Consider the following 25906-nt stretch of genomic DNA (forward strand, 5'->3'; position numbering starts at 1 on the left):
TTACCAAATTGTAACTAAACATTCATGGCAGAAAATAATAAAGGCAACAAAAAGAAAAAGCCGATGATCCCGTCTACGCCTCCACGGCCAACGATGCAGTTGTGGATGCTGGCCGTACTGATACTGCTGATCTTCGGCCTAACATACTTAAACAAGAGCAGTGCCTCTGTTGAAACCACACAACAGGACTTCGAAGAGATGCTGCTAAGCAACGATGTCAGCAAGCTGACCATCGTGAACGGCAACCTGGTGGAGGTTTACCTGAAAGAAGAAGCCTTACAGAACGACAAGTATAAAGCCGAGCTGGAGAGCCGCGGTTCTTTTACCGTTGGTCAGGGTCCGCAATATCACTTCAAGATCATTTCAGCAGAATCTTTCAAAGAAGACTTAGAGAAGCTGCAGGAGAACATACCAAAAGACCAGCGCGTGGGCTATACTTTAGATACACGTACCGGTTTTGCTGACTTCTTCCTGCAGTGGGGCTTCCTGATCCTGTTGCTGTTCGGTTTCTGGTTCCTGATGCGCCGTGTAACAGCGGGCGGAGCCGGTGGCCAGATCTTCAACATCGGCAAATCGAAAGCAGCGCTCTTCGACGCTGAGAACAAAGTAAAGATCACGTTTAAGGACGTGGCCGGCCTGGAAGAGGCCAAAGAAGAAGTACAGGAGATCGTAGAGTTCCTGAAAAACCCTTCTAAATTCACGATCCTGGGTGGTAAGATACCGAAAGGCGCCCTGCTGGTAGGCCCTCCGGGTACCGGTAAAACCTTGCTGGCAAAAGCCGTGGCAGGTGAAGCTGACGTGCCGTTCTTCTCGCTTTCCGGTTCTGACTTCGTGGAGATGTTTGTGGGTGTGGGTGCTGCCCGTGTGCGTGACCTGTTCAAGCAGGCAAAAGCAAAGGCCCCTTGTATCATCTTCATCGACGAGATCGACGCCATTGGCCGTCACCGTAGCCGTGGCCAGATCCAGGGCGGTAACGACGAGCGCGAAAACACGCTGAACTCCCTGCTTGTGGAGATGGACGGTTTTGCTACCGACTCAGGCGTAATCATACTTGCCGCTACCAACCGACCAGATACACTGGACTCTGCCTTGCTGCGTCCGGGCCGTTTCGACCGCCAGATCAGCATCGACAAGCCAGACATTAACGGACGTACCGAGATCTTTAACGTGCACCTGAAGCCACTTACCCTGGCTCCGGATGTTGACGCAAAGAAACTGGCAGCGCAAACGCCTGGTTTTGCAGGTGCCGAGATCGCCAACGTTTGTAACGAAGCAGCCCTGATTGCTGCCCGCCGTAACAAAAAAGCGGTAGATCAGCAGGATTTCAACGATGCCGTTGACCGTGTAATCGGTGGTCTGGAGAAGAAAAACAAGATCATCTCTCCGGAAGAGAAAAAGATTGTGGCGTACCACGAGGCCGGCCACGCCATTGCAGGCTGGTTCCTGGAGCACGCCGATCCGTTGGTAAAAGTAAGCATTGTTCCACGTGGTGTGGCCGCGCTGGGTTATGCGCAGTACCTGCCGAAGGAGCAGTTCCTGTACACGACCGAGCAGCTGATCGACGAGATGTGCATGGCCCTGGGCGGACGTGCGGCTGAGGAGATCGTATTTGGCAAGATATCAACCGGCGCCCTGAGCGACCTGGAGCGTATCACCAAAATGGCTTACAGCATCGTTACCATGTATGGCATGAACTCTAAAATCGGAAATGTTTCGTTCTACGATTCGAAGCAGTCTGATATGACGTTCAACAAACCATACTCTGAAGCGACAGCCGAAACCATCGACAACGAAGTGCGCAACATCATCGAGGCTGCTTACCAGCGTACCAAAGACCTGCTTATGGCCAAGCGCCACGAACTGGAAATTGTATCGCAGGAGCTGTTGCAAAAAGAGATCCTGTTCCAGAACGATCTGGAGCGTCTGGTGGGCAAGCGTCCGTTTGACACGCTGACAACATACCAGGCACATACAGCCGGTACGGACCGCAGCGAGACCAAGAGCGACCTGGAGCAAAAGCATCCATTGGAACATGGTTTACCTACTCATAAAGAGCAGGAAAACGGAACGCCGTTAACCGAAGAGGAAGCGGCAGCCCGTCAGGACAATTCTGTAAACTCAAGAACAGCTTAGAGATAGCATGTACGAAGCTAAATCCAAGGAAATAGTATTAAGAAGAGTAAGAGAGGCGCTGGCTAAGTCAGCGCCTTTTCTGCCTCCTACCCCCGACTTCACCTCGCCGCTCCATGCGGCACCTAACGAGGACATGTCCGTAGAGTTTGCCCAGAAGTTTATCGCCAATGCCGGGGTATTCTTCTATTGCGAATCAGAGGAGGACTTTTTCGATCAGTTGTATGCCTACAAGCAGGAGCAGAACCTGCACAACATGTTTGTGTGGGAATCTAACGTGCAGCGCATTTTATACCATGCAGGCATCGAATTTATAGAAAGTGAAGAGACCTTTATACGCGACGCAGACGCCAGCCTGACCACCTGCGAAGCCCTGATCACGCGCACCGGCAGCATTATGGTAAGCTCTGCCAACGCTGGCGGCAGAAGGCTTAGCATTTATCCTGCCACGCACATGGTCGTAGCAAAAGCAAGCCAGCTGGTGCCCGATATAAAGGACGGCCTGCAGAAGGTTCGCAACAAGTATAAAGAGAATTTCCCGTCTATGGTTTCGCTTGTAAGTGGCCCGAGCCGCACCGCCGACATTGAAAAAACGTTGGTAATGGGTGCTCACGGCCCGAAGCAACTCGTACTATTTCTGATTGATGACCTTCCGCATTAACAAGTTAGAGCCGGGTAAGAAAATATACTTTGCCTCTGATTTCCATTTGGGTGTGCCGGACGAAGCGAGCAGCAAAGCGCGCGAAAAAAAGATCGTGCGCTGGCTGGATAGCGTAAAGCACGACGCAGCCGCTATACTTCTGCTGGGCGATATCTTTGACTTCTGGTTCGAATACCGGCATGCCATTCCGAAAGGCTACATCCGGTTGCAGGGCAAGCTTGCTGAAATAACCGATGCCGGTATTCCGGTACTGTTTTTCACGGGCAACCACGACATGTGGATGTTCGATTACTTCCCCAAGGAGCTCAACATTCCCATCCTGCGCGAACCGATCTCAACCAACTTGGGTGAGAAGGCCTTCTACATCGGCCATGGCGACGGCCTTGGTCCTGGTGATCATACCTACAAGGTGCTCAAGCGCGTGTTCAACAACAAAGCCTGCCAGTGGCTTTTTGCGCGCATCCACCCAAACACGGGCATTGGCATTGCCAACCTGTGGTCGCGGAGGAGCCGCATCAGCAACATCAAAAAAGATGAGCAGTTTTTAGGGGATGATGAGTGGCTGGTGCAATACTGCAAAGAGGTGGAAGCACAGCAGCACCACGATTACTACGTGTTCGGCCATCGCCACCTGCCGCTGGATCTGCCCATTGGCGACGGCAGCCGGTATGTAAACCTGGGAGAATGGGTCAATTTTTGCTCGTATGCCGTGTACGATGGTCAAACCTTAGAACTGAAGCACTTTGAAGCCTAGTTTATACGTTAGCTTGCTTTTACTGCCGCTGGTTTTACTGGCTGCTCCTGTTTTTGCGCAGCAACAGCAACTAACGTATAGACGCTCTTTTGCCACAAGCAGTCCCTCCACCATCTCCATCGACCGGAATGGCTCGGTATACTTCCTGGATACACGACGTAACCTGACCAAACTCGACTCGCTGGGGCAGCCGGTAAGCAATTTCTCTCCTCCAAGCAGAGGCAGGATATCGGCTGTTGAGGTGTGGAACCCGATGAAGCTGTTTCTCTTTTACGAAGACCGGCAGGAGCTTTTGCTGCTCGACAGGTTTTTGCGACCGATAGGCAGCACCCGCCTTGCAGACTATAACTACACCGGCAACATACGCGCAGCCACACTGGCATCAGACGACAGCTTCTGGCTTTTTAACGAGACGGACTTTTCACTCAGCAAGATCGATATCCGGTACCAGAAACCAATTGTGGAAACGCCCCTGGACCTGGTGCTGGATAAAGCAAGGTTTGATGTAAGGTTTATGCGCGAGTACCAGAACATGCTTTACCTGCTGGATGCCAATGGTGGCGTGTACGTGTTTGACAACCTGGGCAACTATAAAAAGAAGCTCCCTTTTACCGGCCTAAGCTACATCGGCTTCAGAGGCAATGAGCTATACTTTGTAAAAGAAGGCAAGCTGCACTTTTTTGATCTCTACAAGCTGCAGGAGCGCACGCTGGACCTGCCCCGGAACAAGGCCTATGTAAGTGCGCTGGTAGGCGACAACAACATTTTCCTCTTCACGAAAAACGAAGTAGATCTTTATACTTTGGAGTAGTTATTTTCCGCCGGCAAACACCTTCAGCCCTACCACGCCGGCAACAATCATCAAGATGCAGATGATGCGAATCAGGTCGCGGGGCTCGTTGAGGAAAACGATGCCCAGTATAGCCGTACCGGCAGCACCAATGCCTGTCCAGATGCCATAGGCTGTGCCCAGGGGCAGTGTTTTCATGGCTTGCGACAGCAGCACAAAACTTAAGATCATCACCACCACCGTTACGATGCTGATACCTATCTTCGTAAATCCTTCGCTATACTTCAGGCCGAAAGCCCAGCCAATCTCACAGATGCCCGCTAAAATAAGGTAAACCCAGGCTGTATTCATTTTGTGCCGCTATACTTTGTTCTTGGGTAAAGGTAAGAAAAGAAAACGATTCAACCCGGCCAGCTCAGAGCGTCAGCAACATCTCTTCCTGCACCAGCACGCACTTAAAATGGCGCCGCTCCAGAAAGCTGATGATCGAAGCGCCGGCTTCATCCACGTTTATCAGCATCACGGCAGGCGCTTTAATCAGTTGCAAGGCTTCCTGCAGCAGCAGGGTTCCGATACCTTTAGCACGATGTGTCGGGTCCACGGCAAGTTGGGCCACGGCTCCGTTGCTAGGGTAAAAAATAATATAACCAACAAGTTCATCCTCCAACCGGGCCTCCAGCACCACTTTTTCAGCCGGACATCTGCGCAGCGCCGTTACTGTGTTTTGCCAGGAAGGCTGTATATCCCAAAAAGAAGTATAAGTTGCCCAATCCGGCTTTAACGCCTTCTCGACGGTTACGTCGGCAGCAGTGTTTCGCAGCAGTACGTCAGCCTTCGGTGTCCGGAAGCAATCAAGCACACGCGTAGTTCGGAAACCTGTGGTGGTGTATACCTTTTTGGCAGGCTCGTTTTGCTGCAGCACTTCCAGCAGGCATTGCTCCATGCCGCTTTCACGCAGTTTCGGAAGCATAAATTCATACAACCGCTGCGACAGGTTTTGCCCCCGGTGCTCCGGCACAACGCCTGTGCCTCCATTATAGGCAGTAGGCCTGCGCAGCCACTCTCCCAGCCCTGTCAGAATAAAGCCGGCCATTTCGTCTCCGTGAAAAGCTGCCGCGCAGAAAGTAGGCTCCACTCCCTCCCGTTTTATTTTAGCTTCAAACTGCTCCCACGTTAACTGTATCGGCACATAGTAATCGGCAAAAGCTTTCAGGAAAGTCTGATGCAGCTCGGGAAGCTCTTTTTCGGAGAGGAAAGCAAAGCGGTAATTTTCCATAGTTTCAGTTGAGGAGGTTTTATACTTTTCAAAGCCGGCGCACTCCCCCGGCAAATCGGCAAAGGAAGGCTGCTTCTCTAACGCATACGCTTATACTTTGCTAACCTGTTGCATAGTATGCCGTTAAACATACTTCACTACTGCCTGTTAGAGTGGCAGTACATAAACCAACAAAATATAAACTATGAGAGCAGTTGTATTCCACAATCCGAAAGATGTCCGGGTCGAGACAATAGACGATCCGCGCATAGAAGAAGCCCGCGATGCCATACTTCGCGTTACCTCCACAGCCATCTGTGGCTCTGACCTGCACATTTATAACGGGATGTTCCCGCAGCCCCGAAACATGGTACTAGGCCATGAGTTTATGGGGATCGTGGAAGAGGTTGGCCCGGGTGTGAAGAACCTGAAGAAAGGCGACCGTGTGGTGGTACCGTTCCCGATCTCGTGTGGCACCTGCCGATTCTGTAACATGCAACTGCCTACGCACTGCGAGAACTCCAACCCGGAAAACTATGGCCCGGAAGGCGAACTGCTGAAAGGCAAAGGCGCTGCTTTGTTCGGCTACACTGACCTGTACGGCGGCTATAACGGAGGACAGGCAGAGTACGTGCGCGTTCCTTACGCCGATTACGGACCACGCAAAGTGCCGGATAACTTCACCGATGAACAGGTACTCTTCCTGACAGACATCTTCCCAACCGGTTGGGCAGCAGTAGACTGGGCGAACCTGCAGGGAGGCGAAACAGTAGCGGTTTGGGGCTGCGGACCTGTAGGTATTATGGCCATGAAGTCAGCTTGGTTGCAGGGCGCCAAGCGCGTGATTGGCATAGACATACAGGATTACCGCCTGCGAATGGCAGAAAAAAGCGCCAATGTAGAGACCATCAATGCCAGAAACGTAGATGCCGTAGAGGTAATCCGCGACATGACCGGCGGCTACGGTGCAGATGTATGCATTGACGCGGTAGGCATGGAGGCAGACCGCACCGCTATGGAAAAAGCGATGAATGTGGTGCAAATGGAAAAAGGCTCGATGAAAGTTCTGGAACGATGCTTTGATTCGGTTCGCCGCGCCGGTACGGTATCGGTGGTGGGCGTATACGGTTCGCCTTACAACAACTTCCCGCTGCACCAGTGGTTCGATAAAGGCATTAAACTGATGGGTGGCCAGGCCTGGGTGCACCGCTACATCGATAACCTCATTTCGCTCGTGCAGGACGGCAAGGTGGTGCTCGACGACATCATCACGCATAATGTGCCGCTTAGCGAAGCCTCCAGGATGTATGACATCTTTAACAAGAAAGAAGACAACTGCGTGAAGGTAGTTCTCAAACCATAAGTATAATTATACTTCCAAGCAAAAGAGGAGGCACAAGTAAGTGCCTCCTCTTTTGCTTTTAGGGTAAAACCCCAAAGTAGGGTTATATTTGCAACTATACTTCTGCTTGCATGACTATGGTGGACGTTTCCGTCATTATTTTAAACTACAATACCTTTGATCTCACCTGCGAGTGCATTGCATCCATTTATGAGTTTACAGAAGGAGTAAGTTTTGAAATACTTGTAGTAGACAACGCTTCCACCGAATGCTCCCCGGAATTGTTCAAACGTGCTTTCCCGGAAATTATACTTATCGCCAGCAAGACCAATCTGGGATTCGCCGGAGGTAATAACTTAGGTATACAACACGCTACCGACCGTACCATACTGCTCCTGAACAGCGACACCAGGCTGCTCAACAACGCTATCTTTCTGGCTTACTCCCGGTTGCTGCAATCCGATAAGGTAGCTGCCGTTACCGGCAAACTGGTATACCCGACCGGAGAAGTGCAGCTTGTGGCGCAACAGTTTCCGTCCGTTAAACTCCTGATGCTGGAAATACTGCGCCTGTACCATCTCATACCGAGGGAGAAGCGCGGCAAAGTATTCGCGTCCAACTACTTCGATTACAAAACGGAGCTGGAACCGGACTGGATCTGGGCTACTTTCTTTTTTATCCGGCGCGAAGTCATTGAAAGGCTTCCCCAGCAAAAACTTCCCGAAGATTTCTTTATGTATGAAGAGGACAAGTTATGGTGCTACCGGATAAGGCAATTGGGGTATCGCGTTCTATACTCTCCCGAACCGCTTATTTTGCACCATATGTCCGGGAGCAACAAAGCATTTGCTGATATCCTTACCAATAACAGGCACATACTTATCAACGAGCTCAAGTTCATCAGCATGACTAAAAGCAGGCTATATGCGAGAACATACTTTATTTTGAAAGCGATTCATTACCTTACCTCAAGCTATCGTTTGGCACGCCCATTGGCAAAATTATAATTTCGGATAGGTACAAGTTCCTCCCATGCTTAATAACAACAACCTTCCTGCAAAAAAGCTGAAAATTGCTTACTGTCTGAGCTTTTTCCCGGCTCTTTCGGAGACATGGCTGTTCAACCAGCTTGCCGACCTGATGGACGATGGCCATGAGGTGACCATATTCTCTATTGGCCAGCCGGAAGACTATACCCGACATCATATCATCGAAAAGTATGACATGCTGTTCAAAACAGTGTACCGGCCGCACATTCCCCGAAGCAAAGTACTCCGGGTGCTGAAAGCGGCTTACCTGGTTGGCAAAAATATTGAAAATGCCATTCCCCTGCTAAAGACCCTGAATGTCTTTAAGTATGGTATGTACGCGCTCAACCTGCAGTTTTTCTACGACGCAGTTCCGTTTCTTAAAAAGAAGGATTTCGATATTGTGCACTGCCACTTCGGGCCAAATGGCATCAAGGCCGTTAACTTCCGGGAGGTTGGCTTGCTGCGCGGCAAGCTGATTACCTCCTTTCATGGGTATGATGTAAACAAGCAGGATTACCTGGACTGGCCCAGCCACTACGGCAGAAAAGGGCTTTACAAAGATTTAATCAACGTATGCGACCTGTTTACTGTCAACTCCAATTACATTGGCCGGAAGGCAGAGCTTCTGTCTATCCCTCCTGAAAAAATAGCCCTGCTGCCAGAGGGCTTGCATACCGACAATTTTGTAAAGGATGAGCAGATACGGCAAAGTTGCAGCCGCCGCATTGTGCTGACCGTAGCCCGGCTTACTGAGTTCAAAGGTATAAAGTATAGCATACAGGCTGTCGCGAATCTGATCGGTGAATACCCTGACCTGGAGTACCACATATTGGGAGATGGAGAGCAGCACGAAGAAATGAAAGAACTGGTTGCCGCACTTAACTTACAGGACCAGGTGTACCTGCACGGTGCCTCCACACAGGAGAAAGTGCGCGAATACTTTAACCTGGCGCAGGTGTTCGTACTGAGTGGTGTAGTAGCAGCCGATGGAGAGGTAGAAGCGCAGGGGCTGGTAATTCAGGAGGCACAAAGTATGGAATTGCCTGTTATCACTTCCGATGCAGGCGGCGCCCCGGAAGGATTGATCGACGGCGAAACCGGGTTTGTTTTACCTGCCGGCGATGTTGCTGCTCTCACAGAGAAGCTGCGACTGCTGCTCAATGATCCGGAATTACGCGAGACAATGGGCAAAGCTGGCAGGGCCTATGTACAACAGCACTTCGACCAGCGCATACTGCACCAGCGGTTGCTGGAGCTATACTTTCACGTGCTGCGTTAAGGCACTTTTATACTTCAGCAGCGTCGCGAGCAAGGCAACCAAAACCACTGCTGTTATAGTTACCTTTACCATCAAATTCACATCGGCTAAAGTATAAACTACTGCCAGCGTAGCTACCGTCGCAGCCAGCCACAGCAACGGATAATAACTAACGATGGCAAACTGCCTGTACTCCTTCATAAAAAAGCCCGAGTAGCCCATGTACATCAGCGAGGCAAAGGTCGTTACTGCAGCTGCTTCAACGCCATAGACAGGCACGAACACTAAGTTTAACAGCACGTTGGCAAGGCCAGCAATAAATGATACTTTCCAGAGCGCCCGCGTTTTTTCCTTGTGCACTAGCAGCGAAGTAGCCGCCACATGCATCGGACGGAAGCTAAAGCCCATCAGGATAATGATACCCAAGGGGTAAGCTCCCTGAAGCTCGGCATTGGCAATCAGCAGCAGAAAAATCTCTTTCATCCAGAGGCAGATTAGGAAGGTAACAAGCAGGAACAGCGCCTGCAAGCCAAACGTCAGGTTACGGGCTTCCAGGGCCGCGGCTTTTCTGTCCGATTTAGTATGCAGCTGCATGTAGAACGGCGTAGCTGCCTGCACAACACCCATGGTAGCCGCCCAGAAGTATGATCCGAAGTTGGATGCAATGTTATAAAAGCCGATTCGGGGCAAGGGCACTCTAAGCACATCCATCACCAAACGGTCGGAGGTCTCCAGCAGAAAGTATGAAAACTGATCCGGTATAACCGGCAACGAAATTTTAAAAGATCGCCGGATCCGATGCCATTTAAAGTTGAGGATCGGCCAGAGCTTTTCCTTCCCATACAAAGTATAAGCATACACCAGAAAGCCGGCCGCACTCCCCACAAAGTTGGCATAGAACCAGCCCATGTACCCCAGCTTCAGGTAAGCGATGGTATACACATTCAGCACCACCACGATCACGCCGATGGCAAAATTGCGCAATGCCGCCGGCAAAGGCCGCTGCGACATCTGGTAAAACAGGTTGCCCACCAGGTCGGTGTTCATAAAAACCAGCGCCGTAATGCCGTGCAGCAGCATGATGATCCACTTGTTGGCGCCGGTCTCGTCCGGTATGCCAAAGTATAAGATCACACTCAACAGCCCTGCATACACCACCGACCACACCACCATAAACCCGTGCAGTTGCCGCCATACCCATTTAAAACGCTTCGGATGCTGCACAAAGCTGTTCATCAGTACCACCGACAGCCCCAGCGAGTGCAGCACGGTTGCAGCCGCAATGTAGGCCATCACCACACCGGCCACGCCATAATCGGCGGCAGTCAGGTAGCGGGTAATGATGGGGAGCGTCAGCACACCGGCCAGCCTGGGCACTTGCGCCGACAGACCATAGATAGCAGCATGAGACAGAAGTTTGCGTAGCATTGCCTAAAATTATACTTTAATTTTCAGCTGCCCGCACTTTGCCTGCACTTTCGTATACAGGCTCCTGAGCATATTTAAAGGCGCCCTGATGCACTTTAATATACTAAAGGATGTTGTCAGGCAGGCCACATTTGGCAGCAGCTAAAGCAAAAGCTCAAAAAATTAGTATATTTGTTAATTAAGTAAATCAGAAAACAAGAATAGCCCTGCTATTTAAGCTATATAAGGAGATATAAAACTGTGGGATGTAATTCGTGTTCTAGTGGCGGATGCGGCACCAAACCAGGTGGCTGCAAAAGCAACGGCGGCTGCAGCACCGGAGGTTGCAACCGTTTAAACGTATTCGATTGGCTCAGCGACATGGAAATACCAACCATGTTCGAGGAGTTTGACATCGTTGAAGTTCGTTTTAAGGGAGGTCGCAAAGACTTCTATCGCAATATAAATAAGCTAAGTCTGATTACCGGCGACCCGGTGGTAGTGGACGTGCCCAACGGGCACCACATCGGGTATGTATCGCTCAAAGGCGAACTGGTGCGCTTGCAGATGCTTAAAAAGAAGGTAGAGAACAACGAAGAAATTCGCAGCATCTACCGCGTTGCCAACGAACGCGACCTGGAAAAGTATGAGGAAGTACGCGTGCTGGAAGGCGGCACCATGTACCGCACCCGCGAGATTATCCAGTCGCTTGGCCTGCGCATGAAGCTGTCGGACGTAGAGTACCAGGCCGATAGATCCAAAGCAACGTTCTACTACTCTGCCGACGACCGCGTCGATTTCCGTGACCTGATCAAGAAGCTGGCAGAAGAGTTTAAGGTACGCATCGAGATGCGCCAGATCAGCCTGCGCCACGAGGCGGGCCGTTTAGGTGGTATCGGCTCGTGTGGCCGTGAACTTTGCTGCTCTACCTGGCTCACCGATTTCAAGAGCGTTAGCACAACGGCAGCGCGTTATCAGAACCTGTCGCTTAATCCAAGCAAGCTCTCCGGCCAGTGCGGCCGCCTTAAGTGCTGCCTCAACTACGAACTGGAGACGTACATGGACGCGTTGAAGGATATCCCTACCGTATCGCGGCCGCTACAAACCAAGCAGGGTGATGCCATGCTGCAAAAGACCGACATCTTCAAGAAGATGATGTGGTTTGGGTTCCGTGGCGATAATAACTGGTACCCGGTGCCGGTAGCGCGCGTGCAGGAAATCCTGCAGCAGAACGCCAAAGGCATCATTCCGGATGCGCTGCTGGTAGAGGTACCGCAGGAGCCAAAACAGAACGAGTTTGTAGCACAGGTAGAAGGCAGCCTGGAGCGCCTGGACGACAAGTTCAAGAGCAAAAAGAAGAAAAAGAAAAAAAAGAAAAACAAACCCGAAGGCAGTTCTGCCGAGCAACCTGCACAGGCGACCAATACCAAGCCACAGGCAGCAGCTGCACCAGCAGAAGCCAGACCTAACGCAGGAGGCGGAGAGCAGGCGCAAAAGCCGCGCAGGCCAAAGCCGCCGTTCAACAAGAACAGGGAGCGGGGCGGCGAACGTGACCGTGCACCTCAGGATGGCACACAAAGGGAACAACGGCCGCCGAGAGAACCGAGAGAAAGAGGTCCTCGCGAGGAAGGTCCGAGGGCTGCAACCGCGCAAGGAGAGCAGGCAAATCAGGGAGGGGCGCAGCAACCTAAAAAGAACAGAAACAGAAAACCGTTCAGAGGTAAAAAGCCTGATCAAACAAATCCACGCACTGATGCCTAAGCACCTTGTATGGCTGGCAGCAGCCCTGTTGCTGCTGTTAACCAGCTGTGACCCGAACCGGGTTTATGAGCAAAACGTTGACCTGCCGGAAGGCAACTGGCACGTAGACAATGCTCCTGTTTTTGAGTTTGAAGTACAGGATACCACGCAACGTTACAACATATACTTTAACGTGCGCTACGCACTGTCTTACGACTACTACAACCTGTACCTGCGGCACCAGCTTATCGGGCCCGATGGCGCGCAGCTTTCGTCGCAGCTGCACGAGCTGTTACTGATGGATGCCAAAACAGGCAAACCATTGGGCAACGGCTCCAGCGACCGCTACGACCTGCAGGTAATGGCGATCAAAAATGTGTCTTTCCCCAAAACCGGGACCTATAAGTTAAAGCTGACGCAATACATGCGCCGCGATCCGTTACCAGGTATTCTGGCTATTGGCGCCCGCGTGGCCAAAGCTGAAAAATAGGTTATACTTACCTGAACAAATAAGCCCCCTCTGCATGCAACTGGCTATGCAGAGGGGGCTTATATTTTATTCTTCTAATTAAAACTCACCACAAAATATCCTGACACGTAGTATAACTATCAACTGAGCCGGTAACCATTGTAACACCAGCGAAGTATGATACCTGTTATTACTTCTCGCTCACCTACAACAATACAACAACATGAAGAACGCCCTTACCTACATAGGGTTCATTTTAACCATATTCTCTTTCCTGCCCTTAATACGCACACCACTTTGGTGGATCCGAATTTTCGACTTCCCGCGGGCTCACATTGCCCTCCTGCTGTCGGCAACCTTGTTTGCCTATGTGTTCCGGTATGGGGTTGAAACCACGGGAGACATTATCATGCTGGTGATCTGGGCAGTTGCCATTGTAAATGAGGTGCGCTATATCTATAGTTTTACCCCGCTGGCGAAAGAGGAAGCGCTGCTTACCGAACGGAAGCAACTGGTAAACAGCCTCAACCTGATGATTGCCAACGTGCGCATGACCAACAAGAAGTACCAGAAGTTCCTGGACCTTGTGCTGAAAGTGGACCCGGATATGCTCGTAATAAATGAGCCGAACGAGGCCTGGCACCAGTACCTGCGCAAAGAGCTGGATGTGCGTTACCCCTATGCCATCAAAAAGCCACTGGAAAACACGTATGGTATGATACTGTACAGCAAGTATAAGCTGCTGGATAGTAAAATCAACTTCCTGGTGGAAGATGAGATCCCCTCCTTCCATACGATTGTGGAGATGCCAAGCGGTGCCAAGTTTGAGCTATTTACGGTACACCCGCAGCCACCGCGCCTGATGCGAAACACGGAAACAAGAGAAGCAGAGCTGCTACTGGTAGCCAAGCTTTCCAAGAAAAAGCACTACCCGACCATCGTAGCCGGCGACCTGAACGATGTGGCCTGGTCCAGCACCACCAAACTGTTCAAGAACATCAGCGGCCTGCTGGATCCGCGTGTCGGGCGTGGCTTTTACAACACCTACAACGCCAACATCCCGCTGTTCCGCTACCCCCTCGACCACGTGTTTTATGATCCAAGCTTCCGGCTGGTACGGATACACCGCCTGAACAAGTTTGGCTCTGACCACTTCCCGATTCTGATCAGCCTGAGCTATGAGCCACTGGAGCAGGAAGAACAGGAGCAACCTGTTGCCACCCATGAAGATCATAAAGAGGCAAACGAGCTGATACAGGAAGGTCTTGAGAAAGGCGCTGAACTGAACGAAGAGAAAAATCAGAACGGAGCCGCCTGAAAATAAAAAACCCGCTCAGAAAACTGAGCGGGTTAAAAACTGATGAATGTGTTGCCTGTTAAGGCGATATGTATTCTTAACTTAGATTTTCTCTACGTTAATAGCATTCAGTCCTTTTTTGCCATCTTTTACTTCAAAAGACACACGGTCGTTCTCACGAACTTCGTGGATCAGGCCTGTCTGATGAACAAAGATGTCTTGATTTGTATCATCAGCAACGATGAAACCGAAACCTTTAGATACGTTGAAGAATTTTACTTTACCTGTTTTCATGATAATGAATTATTTATAATGAAGCAAAGATAGCGATATCTTCCGAATAACAACTACATTCCCCTAAATAAATGGAGGGAGCTGTTATTTATCATTCTTCTCGTATTTAAAGAGTTAGCCTTTCAAGGCATCGTATGTTCTGCCGCTTTACACGGCTGCACCGTTATAAACGCCCTCCTGCCTCTCGTTAGAATATACTCCGCACCTGCTCTTCTGTCAGATGAAAGCTTCTGCTTTGCACATCGTTTACACCCCTGCTCTTTACCACCACCACAGCAGCATCATTTTTAATCGAAAATAACCCTGTTTCGCTTGGTTCGTATAGCTAAAACGTTCAGTTACACCAAAAAAACAGTATCGTTACTAAATGATGAAGTGTAACAGCAACCACCGGTAAGCACCTGCCAGGGCGCTGGCACAAGGTAATACCGGGAGCAGCGTGTGAATTTTTACAACTATAATCTAAGGAGATAATAACTATGAAAGACAACGAGAAAAATCAAGGCAGTAACATGTCAGGCAGTTCATCAAGCGGATCATCGAACCAGAGTTCCTCAAACCAAGGCTCATCTAACATGAGCGGTTCCGGCATGAGCGGCTCCGGCACAAGTTCTTCTGGCTCTTCGTCCAGCTCCGGATTGACTTCCGGATCAGGATCCTCTATGGGCACAGGAAGCAGCATGGGCTCAACTTCATCTAAGAGTGGCAAAACATCAGCTTCTACTTCAGGAACTGATGCAAAGTCTACTTCTACTACAAAAGCAAAATCAAGCTCTAAAAAAGAGGGCAAAACTTCAGATACAAAAAGCGGCAAATCATCCACAAGCGGTTCTACTTCAAAGAGCAGCTCTGGCACCGACACCGGCAGCTACGGCTCTATGAGCTCACAGGGCGGCTATGAAGGAGGCCAGCAAGGCTATGGTTCTCAGCAGCAAGGCGGTAGCTACGGACAAGGTGGTTACGGCTCACAAGGTGGCTATGGGCAGGGCGGCTATGGCTCGCAGCAGCAGGGTGGCCAGGGTTATGGATCACAGGGTGGTTATGGCTATGGCTCACAACACGGCGGCGGTTACGGTGGCCAGAGCGGCTACGGTTACCAGGGCGACTATGGTTCATCTTCGCAGGGTGGCGGTATGCAGCGTGGCTACGGCGACAGCACCGGCTACAGCCAGAGCGGTAGCCAGGGTGGTTACGGTTCGTCACAGGGCGGCTATGGCGGCGGCATGAGCGGCCAGGGTGGTCAAGGTGGTTATGGTTCATCTCAGGGCAGCAGCGACTGGGGCTCACAAGGTGGCTACAACTACGGCAACCAGGGTGGCATGGAAGGCAACCGCACCCGCTACCAGGACCAGGACTATGGCGCATCCAGAGGCGGCATGCAAGGCGGCTACCAAGACAGAGAAGGTGACGAACAAGGCGGTTATAGCTTTGGTGGCTCGCAAGGAGGCTTTGGTTCAGGCAGCAGCTCCGGCCAGGGTGGCTACGGTAGCTACGAAAGTGGCAGAGGTGGCTACGGCTCGTCTCAGGGCGGCGGCTATGGCAGCAGTGGCAGAGGCTCACAAGGTGGCAGCTACGGCTCATCGCAAGGTGGATACGGCCAGGGCGGCTATGGTTCTTCTCAGGGTGGCTACGGTTCGTCACAAGGCGGATACGGTAGCGGCATGAGCGGCCAGAGTGGTCAAGGTGGTTATGGTTCATCTCAGGGTGGCTATGGTAGCCAGAGCGGACAGCAAGGTTACGGATCCAGCATGAGTGGCTCAGGATCGGGCCGTACCGGTTCCAGCGGCAGCTATAGCGGCGGACAGGATCGTGACCGTTACGGCTCTATGGGCTACGGCTCTTCAAGAGGTATGGGCGAGTACGACAGAGATGATTATGGTTCCTCAAGAGGCTACGGCTCACAGCGTGACATGCAGGGCGGCTACGGCAGCCAGGGCGGTTACGGCTCAAGAGGCGGCTCTTATAACGACGAGTATCGTTCTTCTGGCAGCGGCCGGGGTTCACAAGGCGGCTATGGTTCATCGCAGGGTGGTTACGGCTCACAAGGTAGCTACGGCGGTTACGGATCCAGCTCTCAGGGAGGTGGCTATGGATCGTCTTCTCAGCAGGGTGGCCAGTCTGGTCGCGGCATGAGCGGTGGCGGCTATGGTTCGCAGCAGGGTGGTTACAGCCAGGGCAACTACGGCCAGAGCGGCTACCGTGAAGGCGGCTATGGCCAAGGCGGACGTGGCGGCGATCAGAGCCGTTATGGATCCATGGACAGCAGCACCTCTTACTACAGCGACAACCAGGGTTCTTCATCAAGAGAGAACTACCGTGGTGGGAGCCAGGGATCTTCACAGCAGAGCGGTTCTTCTCGCTCAGGCGAAGACGAAGGTCTTTTCCACAGCAGACGCAGTGATCGTTACAGAAATGTGGACTAAGCGCTACATCAGGTAACTGATATAGAAAAGCCCCTCCTAAACAGGAGGGGCTTTTTATTTATCCTTTGACCGAAGCTGGATTAAGGAATAAAGCATTCGCGGTAATCGTGGGCAAACTGCCTAAAGGTGTGCGGTGCCCGGCCGGTTACCTGCGCAACCATGTCCGTAATCCGGCTCGAGTAACCGGCCTTGTAAATACCGTATAATTCCAGCATGGCATTGATGATCGAGTCCGGCATGTTCTGCGCGGCCATAGCCTTTCGGGCTGCTTCCTCCGGAACATCCACAAACGTGATCTGGCGGCCGGTCACTTCACTCAGGATAGAGGCCATTTCGTCGTGAGACAGTGCTTCCGGCCCTGTCAGTTCATACGCCAGGCCTTCATGCCTTTCAGAGGTTAGCACCTCCACGGCAACTGCCGCTATATCGCGGGTATCAATAAAGCCTACCTTACCCTGCCCGACCGGCGAATAAAATTTACCCTCCTCTACAATTGAACCGGCATTGTAGTTAACCAGGTTCTGCATAAATCCGGCAGGGCGTAGAAAAGTATAAGGGATGCCACTCTTCTCGATGTACGCTTCAACCTCGCGATGCCAGCGCCCGAGCTGTATGCCCGGTTCTGCATCAGCTCCCATCGCCGATAACCTCACGATGTATTTTACACCTCTTTTCTTTGCCTCATCTATCAGTATTTTTGCCATCTCAACCTCCCCTTCTGTAAATGGCGTGACCAAAAAAACACGATCGACATGGGTGAACGCAGCGTGCAGGGAATCCGGATTGGTGAACTCCATTTCCACAACATCCACACCCGGCAGGCGCTTCAGGTTTTCCCCTTTAATGATGGAATGAACCCCTGCCCGCACCTTTACATCCTGCATGGAGAGCTGCTTTATTGCTTCACGGCCAACACTGCCTGTTGCACCCGTGACCAGTATAGTTTCTTGCATAGTTTTCGTCTTAGATTGGTATTTATACTTGCTACTACGGCATTGCGGGCGTTATAGTATAGCCGGCGGCTTTTTGTAGGTGCAGGAAAGTTTTGGGAAGCTGCTTACTTACAGGTACAGGCTTACTTCTTTTCCTTTATACTTACCCGGTACAACTTGCCTTTTTCGTTGCTGATAAGCAGCTCGTTTGGCGAAAGGTAAAGTATGGCTTCAGCCTGCCCCGTTCGCCCCAAAGGGAGGCAAAAACGTTTTCCCTGGAAAGTTACGCGGCCACCCCGCTCCTGCTGCCTGAACAGGTACAGCCGTCCGTAACCCAGTAAGGCAAAACCATCCTGCTCCGGCGCTACGTCTGCCGCCGTAATCGCCGATTGTACCCGCAGTTCTTCACGGGGTGCGAGATCATACTTGCCCGTCTCGGCAGGCAGCGCATACAGCTTGGTGATGCCTTTCAGGGCGCGGCTTTTGGTGAAAAGATACAGGGAATCATTCTGGTAAAAGAATGCTTCGAGGTCGTAGTGGCGCCGGGCGGCAGGTGGAGGAAACTCGGTTTGGTCTGAAAAGCGAAAACGGATAGTGTCGGTTACAGATCTTGTAGTTGGCTGCACTTTGTACACCTGCAGGTTGCGGCGCATGTTGGCATTGTTGCCAAAGTCGCCAATGTAGATGCTCCCCTGCTCATCCTGTGCCAGGTCTTCCCAGTCCTGGTTTGGCACTTGCAGCGGCACGGTTTGCAGCAGCTCGCCTTTCAGGTTGAACAAGTATAATTCCCTGAAAGGCTCGCTGTCGGCGTGTGTCCAGAAGGTGGAGTCGGAGGCACGGGCAAGGCCGGAGCTTTCGGTTATGCGTTTGTCGAGGCGACCGATCTTTTGCACCTTTACATCATACACTTTCCGTAGCCTTTCGAAATCGCTGTGCCGCCTATCGTGTCCGCAGCCACACAGCAGGCTTTGAAAGTATACATACAGCGTAAAGAGTGTGATCATGAAGTATGATTTTGGCAGTCTTTATACTTACCCTACAAAGTATAGTTTTGTATCCTCCTCCCCTCTCCAACTTTCTACCTCTCTAACTCCTAAACGCTCTAACTTTCCCCAGCACCGCTTCCTTATTCTCCCAGAACTGACGGCTGTATACTTTCAGGTATGGCCAGTGGCGGCTTTGCAGCAGTTGCGGCACATCGGCATGACTATGGTTTACGGAGAGCTGGCTGTAGTACAGGTCATCGTCGGTCAGCACCACGCCTTTATACTTACCCTGCTCTACCACCGTCAGGTCGGCAAAAGGTACTTTCTGTTTCAGGTTCTCGTCCTGCTCTTCCAGGGTATTTTTTAAGAGTCTGATGCCTTTAGGGATAAAGCCTTGCTTCGGCGTAAAGGTAAACTCGCCTTTGCTTACCTGCCGGGCAAAACTCAGGTAGGCTTTCAGTAGTTTCGGCCCTGCATGCAGCGCTTGTTCAACCTGCAGCTCTTCCGGCGAGATGCTGCTTACTACGATCACCTGCAGCTTGGCACGGGTAATGGCCACATTCAGGCGGTTCTCGCCTCCGGCCTGGCTCAGGCTGCCAAACTGCATGGCAAACCGCCCCTTTCTATCTGGTGCGTACCCTACGGAAAGTATGATCACCTCCTTCTCATCGCCCTGCATGTTTTCAATGTTCTTGATGATGAGCGACGAGGGCAGGTTTATACTTTGCTGCTGGGCCGCTTCTTCGAGCAGGTCCTGCACCAGCATTTGCTGCGGATAGTTGAACGTGATCACGCCCACATCCGCCTGCCCCGCCTTCAGCAGATCCAGCACCAGATTTACGACGGCTTCGGCCTCCGGCGCGTTGGTGTTGTCCTGCCACAGGCCCTGCACCTGCCTGTAAGCGATAGCCGGTTTAGAGGCATTCACGTCCTGCCGGTCTGGTATCAGTTCCAGCTTTTGGTGGTAAAAATGGCGGTTCGAGAAATCGATAAGTTCGGGGTAGCGGCTGCGGTAATGCTGAAGGAGCATGGTCTGTGGCAAGTATAAACTGCACAAGCGTAGCAACGATTCCGCGATCAGTTCTTCTGCCTCTTCATCCTCCGGGTTCCAACGCGCCCGGTACAGGTCCGAGGGTTGCAGCTGTTGCTCGTCGCCGGCTACCACCACCTGTTTGCCGCGCACCACGGATGGTATACCGGTTTCGGCAAAAGTCTGGGAAGCCTCGTCAAAAATAACCAAATCGAAGCACTGCTGCAGCGGCGTTACCGCCGATACGGTTTCAGGAGAAGCGAGCCAGCAAGGCACCAGGTCTAATATCTCGTCAGAGAATTGCGAAAACAACTTGCGGATCGGGTACAGGCTGCGCTTTTTCACTACCTGCGCGTGCAGACGGCGGTAAGTAACAGCATTGCCAAGCCGGTTATACTCCAGGTGCCGGTATGTTTGTTCCCGCAATTGCGACAGCACGATTTCCTGGCTTAATCTGTTCTTCTCGAGTAGCAGGCGTTGGAGCTCTTTTTCCAGCGTTTCCAGTTCGCCGCTGGAGGGCATGCGCAGTTCGGGGTGCTGTTGCTCCAGTTCGTGCAACCAGGCCAGGTAAAGGCTGTTCAAAAAAAGCTTTTCCACCTCATCAGCCTCTTCGAGCTTTCCTGTGAGCAGTGCCGCCGCCATCTCGCGCTCGGCCTCTGTAAAAGAACTGTACAGCGTATCGTGGGCTACCAGTGGTTCGAAATGCTGCTGCAGTTCGGCCAGCAACGCATCGCAGTGTGCCGGCTCAGCCACCACCCGCTGCAGCTGCGCTTCCGGCATCCATTGCAGCCAGTTACTATACTTGGCCCGGAAGGTATTTATACTTTGGGAAAGCGCGTTCAGGTGCTCCGGCAGGCTGGTCGTAGACAACAGCTTCTCGCTTAGCACCTTGTTCTGGTGCAGTTTTGCCAGCAGTTCCTGCGCTTTCAGCGCCTCTTCTGCTACATCCAGTTTATGGAGAATAGGTGTGGGCAGGTCTTCTATCTTCAGCGCATAGCCGGTGCTTTGATTGACTTGCTGCATGAGCTTTTCTGTCTGCTGCCGCAGTTCCAGGCGACGTTGCAGCCTGGCTACGTCTATTTCGTTCAGCTCCCAGTTGTACAGCGCCAGCGCCTGCTTCAGTGTTTTCTTTTCCGGTGAAAAAGCCCAGCTTATACTTTTAAGCAGTTGCCCGCGCTGCTGCTCGTAGGCAGCCAATGCCGTTTCTACTTCCGGTAACATGGCTGCCGGCAAAGTTGCGTCCGGCGAAGGACATACCAGGTACAACTCGCGCAGTTGCTTTAGCTGTGCCTTAAGTTCTTCCGGTTTTGCGTGGGTCTGCTGCAGTTTCAAAAAGGTTGCCATCACATCCTGCTGCTGCAAATGTGCCTGCAACGCTTCTAAGGTTGGCTGTGCAGCAGTGTAGCGGGGCAAATTATCCGGATGAAAAGTATAGCCACTCAGCGCACTTATACTTTGCTGTAGTTGCTTGTACTGCTCCGGGGCATGTATGATGGTTTGCTGCAGTTGCTGCCGTTCGGGCCAGCCCCAGCCCTTAAAGCTGCGCCTGTCTTTCAGCAGAAAAGCTTCCTGCGTGGCCACCACGGCCAGCTGCAGGTATTGCCGCAGGCGGGGCAGAAAATCGGGTATGGTAGCGGCTGTAAAATGCCTGAAGGTGGGCGGCAGCGCAAGGTGCGGCTGCGCAAGGCTGCTCTGCAGGTAGAGTTCTTTTGGCGACCAGCCGCAGCGGCTCGTATCAAAGAGGGCGTGCTTGAATGCCTCCAGCTTTTGGGTGCACCTGTTAATGCCGCGGCATACTTCCAGGAACGTACGATCAGTATAGATGCTGTCAAGCGCCAGGTTCTGGCGGCGGTACTCCTCCACCTGTTCTATCTGGCGCTGCAGCTGTGTGTAAATAGCCCTACGGTCAGCATGGATGTCGTGTACCAAAGCGGTAAACGTACCCAGCCCCAGCGAAGACAGACGCTGATGAACCACATCCAGCGCAGCCCGCTTCTGGCTTACGACCAATACCTTCTTACCCCGTGCCGTAAAGTCCGATACCAGGTTGCAGATGAGCTGCGATTTACCCGTGCCCGGCGGCCCCTGCACCACCAGCGACTTTCCCTGCTTCACCTGCCGCAGTGCAGCTTCCTGTGAGGCGTCGATTGGAAAAGCCGTGAACGTCTGCTGCGCCTGGGCATTGGCAGTTGGTGCATCGGAGGAAGTATGCTCGAAAAGATCTTCCATTCCGTTCAGGTTCTCGCGTCCGAGCAGCTCGTCATAGTCAGCCAACAGGAAAGAAGCCGCCTGTGCAAAAATACCAAGTACAGCCTCCTGCTCCAGGTATAGTTGCCCTGGCTTCAGGTCCTCTTCAAACTCGGCACGCTTAACATCACGGAAGTTCTTCAGCCGGTCGGCAAAAAACTCGCGCCCGGCATGTACCTGCAATTGGTTCTCTTTCAGCAATTCGTAAATAGCCGTCCGGAACGCCAGCGGGTCTTTGGGAAGTGTCGTCAGGTCCAGGTCCATGAGCGGCTCTGCCAGCCCGGTACCGGTATAATGCGCATAGGCCAGTAAAAAGCTCTGGTTAAAGTGCGGCGCCTGCGAGGTATCTGTTTCCAGCTCCCACTCCTGTGCCGCATTTACCTGCAGCCGAACCGGGAAAAAGAGCAAGGGACTGCGCACCACCGTTCCGTCCGGAAATTTGCCGTGCACAAAAGGCCAGCCTACATACAGTTCCCGGCTGCCCCGCTCCTCAAAAATCATGTCTTCCCGCCGCCGGATCTGGCGCAACCTGCGGCTTACCGGAGCTACCGGGGCGTAGCGACTGTCGGCATAGGGGCTGATGATGATGCGCTTTTTGCCGGCGATCAGGTGCTGCACAATACTGAAGGCGGGAGAGTTGATCAAGAAATCAAGCTCCTGAACATCCAGGTGCATCTCTTTGTACAAACGCAGCAACAGCAGCGCCCGGTTATTGGAGCTGAGATTCAGGAGCCTGCGTTGGTAACTTTTGAGAATGCTTTTCATGGTTCAGTAATGAGTAACGATAAAAAGGCATCGTTAATCTATAGCAGCACCAGCAAGTTAGCAGTATTTGTGCTGAGATGGAAGGAAAGCAGGGCAGGAAGCAGCGCAGCCCCATTAATGAAGCGAACAGATCAGCCTTTTTCTTTACAGGAATGATGGGTAAAAACACCAGGCTTCTCCTTCGGATCGCTTACCTTTAAAGCCGGAACGGAGCAACATAAATTTTCAATGCATCTTCTTTCTTATGTAGTGTGTTATGCAACATTTGACTACATATTGAGTTTTAGACTATACTATACCTAAGCGTATCATGTATCTCCTTAACTTTAAATTACTCATACCCCATAAAAGCATGCACTTGCTGCTGTGCCTCCTGATAGGCTTGCTGCTGAGCTCTTGCTACAGCAAAGAGCATAAAAGGATAAAGCGCATGCAGGAATACAGTACCACTAAAAAGTACCCTGGCAAAGTTGCTGACGAAAGTATAGCTATATGGCATAAAAAAGTGCCTGAAGTAGAGCAGGTACAAATCACCTCCACGGCAGATGGCAAACAGCAGCCCGCTCTGATGTATAATTCTGATTCGTACAGAATGAAACCACTGCTGGTAGTTTTGCACAGCTGGAGCAGCGAATACCTGCAGGTAGTAAGCATCCCCTACGCGCTTTGGGCCAAGGAATACGATTGGGTATTTATCCAGCCGAACTACCGCGGCAAGTTCGATGACCCGGAAGCCGTGGCTTCCGATGTGGCCATTCAGGATATTGTAGATGCCGTAGATTATGCCAAGAAGACTGCAGACATCGATACTTCACGCATCTACATTGTCGGCTCTTCGGGTGGCGCCATGACGGCACTGGTAGCAGCAGGCAAACATCCCGAGATCTGGGCTGGTGTGGTGGCCTGGGTTCCCGTTTTCGACCTGGTAGACTGGTACGCCTTCAGCCAGAACTATCCGCACCGCGACTACAACCGCCATATAGTGGCTGCCTGCGGAGGCGAACCGCTGCCGGGCACCCCGGCAGCCGAAGAAGCCAAACGCCGCAGCCCGAGTACTTACCTGAGCAACGCCAAAGGAGTGCCTTTGTTTCTGGCACATGGCACCATCGACGTACTCGTGCCACCGAACCATTCTATGCGCGCCTTTAACCTGCTTGCCAACCCGGAAGACCGATTCACGCAGGAGGAAATGGATTACATCGATAAAGAACAAAAGATACCTCCCGGCTTGAGAGGCGCCACGGAAGACAGTTTATACTTTGGACCTGATGATCCTCCTGTGCTTTTCCGTCGGGAGTCTGATAAAGTGAGGCTGGTGCTGTACGAGGGCGTGCATGACATGGCTTATAACCCCAGCCTGCTGTGGCTTAGCAAACAGCAAAAGCAAGCGCCAGTAAAACAGCAGGCACAACAATGATTGGCTTTTTATACCTAAGCTATGCCTAAAAAGCAACCTGCTTCCGCTCCTGATCACCCCAAGCCTGCCACCGTGCAACAGGTATCATCTGGCGGTGTTGCTTTCAGGCATACCGGAACATCCGTTGAAGTAGCGCTTATTTCTGTTGGGCCTGAGGCCAGGTGGCAGCTGCCGAAAGGCATCGTTGACCCGGGCGAGACCCCGGAAGCAACCGCGGTGCGGGAAGTACGCGAAGAAGCTGGCATCGTAGCAGAGCTAATTGAAAAGCTGAATACCATCGAGTACTGGTATTTTGGCAAACAGGACGCGCAGCGGGTGCGGTTTCATAAATTCGTGCACTTCTTTCTGCTCTCCTACCGTTCCGGCGACATCAGCAAACACGATTGGGAAGTAAACGAGGCACGATGGGTACCCATTACTGAGGCCAAAGCCATGCTGTCATTCAAAAGCGAGCGCCAGGTTCTGGAAAAAGCGGAAGAACGCATTGCAGCACTTCAACAGTAAACCCAGCCGCTTCACGCCGTACATTGAAGGTATACTTCTTTTGTTTTTCCCATCCCCATCTTTCTGGCTAAGTATGAGATTTGAACAGGGTATTACTCATTCCTTAAGTTTAACTTGCCCCTTCAGAAAAATATTTTAAACTTTTTTTCAAGAAAAGCGATTCTTCATTTTCTCTTCATCTTGACATTATAGTTTTGGCTCATAAACTATAAAAAACGAACCGATAATATGAAAAAGTTAACTTTCCTGGTGGCCGCTTTGCTGAGCACAGCCGCTACCTTCGCCCAGACAACTTCTACTCAGGTAAAAACTAATACAAAAGCTTCTACAGAGGTATCGGCTAACGAGCACGGCAAATCTGTGAGCACAGCAGCACAGACCTCCAGCACTGCTACTGCTGAAACAGCTGGTAAAGGCGCAGTGGTAAGCGAAGCTGCCGCCAACGGAAAAGCTAATGCTAAGGCCAAAGCATCTGAAGCAGAAGCTAGAAAGGAAAAAGAGCAGCAGGAAGTAGCACCGAAATCAAGAAAGGCTGCTAAAGAAACAAAAGAAGAATCTGAGAGCATTAAAGCACAGCAGGAAAACCACGGCAAGGCTGTAGTAGAAGCAGCACATTCTACGGAAGCTTCTGCCACTACCCGTGGCGAACTGGTGAAAGAGGTTGCTACCAGCAACGGAAAACACTCTGCCGAAGTGGTGACCGAAAGCGCTACCGAAGTTGCTGCTGAAACTCCTGAAGTACAAATAGCCCCTGAAAAGAAGCAGGACAAACCTGCCAAAGATAAGAAAGCCAGGGCACCGAAAGAAACCAAAACCAAGCAGGAAACCCACGGCCAGGCAGTGGCAGAAGTAGCGCAGAACGTCGAAGCACAGACAGCTGCCCAGACCCAGGGCGTAAAAGAAGTGGCTACTGCCAAGCGTCAGGAAAAACCTGCAAAAGTAGATGGTAAAGCTACTACCACATCAGCTACCAGAGTAACCGGTGCTGCCCGTGTAAGTGCCGGACGCCCAACAGGCGCAGGTCGCCCGGCCCGTGTATTGAAGGCTGCCGGTGGTGCTACCCGCCCGGTTAAAGTAAACACTGCCGTTAAAGTTGGCGCCGGTGTGAAAGTAGGCAAGCAATAATTTAGAATTTACAGTTATCCGGCTGCTGCTTTGCCAGTGGCCGGATAAT

22 protein-coding genes are annotated in these 25906 nt (G+C 51.8%); 14 read left to right on the forward strand and 8 right to left on the reverse strand.

Annotation, left to right across the window (positions count from 1 at the left end; translation table 11 throughout):
- Window positions 1-24 precede the first annotated feature (24 nt).
- Genes ftsH through MJ611_RS02145 form a run of 4 tightly spaced genes read left to right on the forward strand, consistent with a single transcriptional unit; the run spans window position 25 to window position 4356 of the window.
- A complete protein-coding gene (ftsH, locus tag MJ611_RS02130; RefSeq protein ID WP_250427726.1) occupies window positions 25-2133 on the forward strand; it encodes an ATP-dependent zinc metalloprotease FtsH in 2109 nt (702 codons plus the stop codon).
- A gap of 7 nt (window positions 2134-2140) precedes the next feature.
- On the forward strand, window positions 2141-2791 hold the full coding sequence (locus tag MJ611_RS02135) for a LutC/YkgG family protein (RefSeq protein WP_250427727.1): 651 nt from the start codon (window positions 2141-2143) through the stop codon (window positions 2789-2791).
- Window positions 2775-3545 (forward strand): UDP-2,3-diacylglucosamine diphosphatase, encoded by a 771-nt coding sequence (locus tag MJ611_RS02140; RefSeq protein ID WP_250427728.1) that lies wholly within the window; start codon window positions 2775-2777, stop codon window positions 3543-3545. Before MJ611_RS02135 ends, MJ611_RS02140 begins: the two co-directional genes overlap by 17 nt.
- Complete coding sequence (locus tag MJ611_RS02145) at window positions 3535-4356, forward strand: hypothetical protein (RefSeq protein WP_250427729.1); 822 nt, start codon at window positions 3535-3537, stop codon at window positions 4354-4356. Before MJ611_RS02140 ends, MJ611_RS02145 begins: the two co-directional genes overlap by 11 nt.
- Here the strand turns inward: MJ611_RS02145 and MJ611_RS02150 are convergent, their stop codons facing one another.
- Window positions 4357-4686: a DMT family transporter gene (locus MJ611_RS02150; protein ID WP_250427731.1), complete on the reverse strand. Its 330-nt coding sequence runs from the start codon at window positions 4684-4686 to the stop codon at window positions 4357-4359.
- 64 nt (window positions 4687-4750) lie between these two features.
- A complete protein-coding gene (locus MJ611_RS02155) occupies window positions 4751-5611 on the reverse strand; it encodes a GNAT family N-acetyltransferase (protein WP_250427732.1) in 861 nt (286 codons plus the stop codon).
- 184 nt (window positions 5612-5795) lie between these two features.
- On the opposite strand from MJ611_RS02155, the gene MJ611_RS02160 reads away from it, so the two are divergent.
- The 3 genes from MJ611_RS02160 to MJ611_RS02170 all read left to right on the forward strand — a co-directional run bounded on the left by MJ611_RS02160 (window position 5796) and on the right by MJ611_RS02170 (window position 9242).
- Entirely contained in the window at window positions 5796-6953 is a 1158-nt protein-coding gene (locus tag MJ611_RS02160; protein ID WP_250427734.1) for a zinc-dependent alcohol dehydrogenase, read from the forward strand.
- 110 nt (window positions 6954-7063) lie between these two features.
- Window positions 7064-7939, forward strand: coding sequence for a glycosyltransferase family 2 protein (locus tag MJ611_RS02165; RefSeq protein WP_250427735.1), 876 nt, complete (start codon window positions 7064-7066; stop codon window positions 7937-7939).
- 25 nt (window positions 7940-7964) lie between these two features.
- Complete coding sequence (locus MJ611_RS02170) at window positions 7965-9242, forward strand: glycosyltransferase (protein ID WP_250427736.1); 1278 nt, start codon at window positions 7965-7967, stop codon at window positions 9240-9242.
- On the opposite strand, the gene MJ611_RS02175 is transcribed toward MJ611_RS02170, so the two are convergent.
- Window positions 9219-10649: a lipopolysaccharide biosynthesis protein gene (locus tag MJ611_RS02175; RefSeq protein ID WP_250427737.1), complete on the reverse strand. Its 1431-nt coding sequence runs from the start codon at window positions 10647-10649 to the stop codon at window positions 9219-9221. The genes MJ611_RS02170 and MJ611_RS02175 overlap by 24 nt on opposite strands.
- 360 nt (window positions 10650-11009) lie before the next feature.
- Between MJ611_RS02175 and ricT the strand changes: the two genes are divergently transcribed.
- The 3 genes from ricT (at window position 11010) to MJ611_RS02190 (ending at window position 14155) form a co-directional block, all read left to right on the forward strand.
- Complete coding sequence (gene ricT, locus MJ611_RS02180) at window positions 11010-12389, forward strand: regulatory iron-sulfur-containing complex subunit RicT (protein ID WP_250428759.1); 1380 nt, start codon at window positions 11010-11012, stop codon at window positions 12387-12389.
- Entirely contained in the window at window positions 12382-12858 is a 477-nt protein-coding gene (locus tag MJ611_RS02185) for a gliding motility lipoprotein GldH (protein WP_250427738.1), read from the forward strand. The genes ricT and MJ611_RS02185 overlap by 8 nt, the downstream gene beginning before the upstream one ends.
- A gap of 202 nt (window positions 12859-13060) precedes the next feature.
- The gene (locus MJ611_RS02190) at window positions 13061-14155 is read left to right on the forward strand and encodes an endonuclease/exonuclease/phosphatase family protein (RefSeq protein ID WP_250427739.1); all 1095 of its coding nucleotides are present in this window, start codon (window positions 13061-13063) and stop codon (window positions 14153-14155) included.
- Window positions 14156-14236: 81 nt separating this feature from the next.
- Here the strand turns inward: MJ611_RS02190 and MJ611_RS02195 are convergent, their stop codons facing one another.
- Both MJ611_RS02195 and MJ611_RS02200 read right to left on the reverse strand, forming a co-directional pair.
- The gene (locus MJ611_RS02195; protein WP_250427740.1) at window positions 14237-14428 is read right to left on the reverse strand and encodes a cold-shock protein; all 192 of its coding nucleotides are present in this window, start codon (window positions 14426-14428) and stop codon (window positions 14237-14239) included.
- 499 nt (window positions 14429-14927) lie between these two features.
- On the reverse strand, window positions 14928-15284 hold the full coding sequence (locus MJ611_RS02200; protein WP_250427741.1) for a hypothetical protein: 357 nt from the start codon (window positions 15282-15284) through the stop codon (window positions 14928-14930).
- Window positions 15285-15306: 22 nt separating this feature from the next.
- Between MJ611_RS02200 and MJ611_RS02205 the strand changes: the two genes are divergently transcribed.
- Window positions 15307-16851, forward strand: a complete 1545-nt coding sequence (locus tag MJ611_RS02205) for a hypothetical protein (protein WP_250427742.1) — start codon at window positions 15307-15309, stop codon at window positions 16849-16851.
- An 80-nt stretch (window positions 16852-16931) separates the two neighbouring features.
- On the opposite strand, the gene MJ611_RS02210 is transcribed toward MJ611_RS02205, so the two are convergent.
- From MJ611_RS02210 to MJ611_RS02220, 3 genes are all read right to left on the reverse strand, one after another.
- The gene (locus MJ611_RS02210) at window positions 16932-17804 is read right to left on the reverse strand and encodes an SDR family oxidoreductase (RefSeq protein ID WP_250427743.1); all 873 of its coding nucleotides are present in this window, start codon (window positions 17802-17804) and stop codon (window positions 16932-16934) included.
- A 122-nt stretch (window positions 17805-17926) separates the two neighbouring features.
- Window positions 17927-18787: an NHL repeat-containing protein gene (locus MJ611_RS02215; RefSeq protein ID WP_250427744.1), complete on the reverse strand. Its 861-nt coding sequence runs from the start codon at window positions 18785-18787 to the stop codon at window positions 17927-17929.
- Between the two features lie 82 nt (window positions 18788-18869).
- Window positions 18870-22811, reverse strand: coding sequence for an AAA domain-containing protein (locus MJ611_RS02220; RefSeq protein WP_250427746.1), 3942 nt, complete (start codon window positions 22809-22811; stop codon window positions 18870-18872).
- Between the two features lie 352 nt (window positions 22812-23163).
- On the opposite strand from MJ611_RS02220, the gene MJ611_RS02225 reads away from it, so the two are divergent.
- The 3 genes from MJ611_RS02225 to MJ611_RS02235 all read left to right on the forward strand — a co-directional run bounded on the left by MJ611_RS02225 (window position 23164) and on the right by MJ611_RS02235 (window position 25857).
- Window positions 23164-24228: an alpha/beta hydrolase family protein gene (locus MJ611_RS02225; RefSeq protein ID WP_250427747.1), complete on the forward strand. Its 1065-nt coding sequence runs from the start codon at window positions 23164-23166 to the stop codon at window positions 24226-24228.
- Window positions 24229-24249: 21 nt separating this feature from the next.
- On the forward strand, window positions 24250-24732 hold the full coding sequence (locus MJ611_RS02230; protein ID WP_250427748.1) for an NUDIX hydrolase: 483 nt from the start codon (window positions 24250-24252) through the stop codon (window positions 24730-24732).
- Window positions 24733-24960: 228 nt separating this feature from the next.
- Window positions 24961-25857: a hypothetical protein gene (locus MJ611_RS02235; protein WP_250427750.1), complete on the forward strand. Its 897-nt coding sequence runs from the start codon at window positions 24961-24963 to the stop codon at window positions 25855-25857.
- Window positions 25858-25906: the final 49 nt, after the last annotated feature.

The sequence above is a fragment of the Pontibacter ruber genome (assembly GCF_023630205.1).
Taxonomy (GTDB): Bacteria; Bacteroidota; Bacteroidia; order Cytophagales; family Hymenobacteraceae; genus Pontibacter; species Pontibacter ruber.

Coding starts and splice junctions, on each gene's coding strand:
- ftsH (WP_250427726.1), top strand. CDS start 25: ATGGCAGAAAATAATAAAGGCAACAAAAAGAAAAAGCCGATGATCCCG.
- MJ611_RS02135 (WP_250427727.1), top strand. CDS start 2,141: ATGTACGAAGCTAAATCCAAGGAAATAGTATTAAGAAGAGTAAGAGAG.
- MJ611_RS02140 (WP_250427728.1), top strand. CDS start 2,775: ATGACCTTCCGCATTAACAAGTTAGAGCCGGGTAAGAAAATATACTTT.
- MJ611_RS02150 (WP_250427731.1), bottom strand. CDS start 4,686: ATGAATACAGCCTGGGTTTACCTTATTTTAGCGGGCATCTGTGAGATT.
- MJ611_RS02155 (WP_250427732.1), bottom strand. CDS start 5,611: ATGGAAAATTACCGCTTTGCTTTCCTCTCCGAAAAAGAGCTTCCCGAG.
- MJ611_RS02160 (WP_250427734.1), top strand. CDS start 5,796: ATGAGAGCAGTTGTATTCCACAATCCGAAAGATGTCCGGGTCGAGACA.
- MJ611_RS02165 (WP_250427735.1), top strand. CDS start 7,064: ATGACTATGGTGGACGTTTCCGTCATTATTTTAAACTACAATACCTTT.
- MJ611_RS02170 (WP_250427736.1), top strand. CDS start 7,965: ATGCTTAATAACAACAACCTTCCTGCAAAAAAGCTGAAAATTGCTTAC.
- MJ611_RS02175 (WP_250427737.1), bottom strand. CDS start 10,649: ATGCTACGCAAACTTCTGTCTCATGCTGCTATCTATGGTCTGTCGGCG.
- ricT (WP_250428759.1), top strand. CDS start 11,010: ATGGAAATACCAACCATGTTCGAGGAGTTTGACATCGTTGAAGTTCGT.
- MJ611_RS02185 (WP_250427738.1), top strand. CDS start 12,382: ATGCCTAAGCACCTTGTATGGCTGGCAGCAGCCCTGTTGCTGCTGTTA.
- MJ611_RS02190 (WP_250427739.1), top strand. CDS start 13,061: ATGAAGAACGCCCTTACCTACATAGGGTTCATTTTAACCATATTCTCT.
- MJ611_RS02195 (WP_250427740.1), bottom strand. CDS start 14,428: ATGAAAACAGGTAAAGTAAAATTCTTCAACGTATCTAAAGGTTTCGGT.
- MJ611_RS02205 (WP_250427742.1), top strand. CDS start 15,307: ATGAGCTCACAGGGCGGCTATGAAGGAGGCCAGCAAGGCTATGGTTCT.
- MJ611_RS02210 (WP_250427743.1), bottom strand. CDS start 17,804: ATGCAAGAAACTATACTGGTCACGGGTGCAACAGGCAGTGTTGGCCGT.
- MJ611_RS02215 (WP_250427744.1), bottom strand. CDS start 18,787: ATGATCACACTCTTTACGCTGTATGTATACTTTCAAAGCCTGCTGTGT.
- MJ611_RS02220 (WP_250427746.1), bottom strand. CDS start 22,811: ATGAAAAGCATTCTCAAAAGTTACCAACGCAGGCTCCTGAATCTCAGC.
- MJ611_RS02225 (WP_250427747.1), top strand. CDS start 23,164: ATGCACTTGCTGCTGTGCCTCCTGATAGGCTTGCTGCTGAGCTCTTGC.
- MJ611_RS02230 (WP_250427748.1), top strand. CDS start 24,250: ATGCCTAAAAAGCAACCTGCTTCCGCTCCTGATCACCCCAAGCCTGCC.
- MJ611_RS02235 (WP_250427750.1), top strand. CDS start 24,961: ATGAAAAAGTTAACTTTCCTGGTGGCCGCTTTGCTGAGCACAGCCGCT.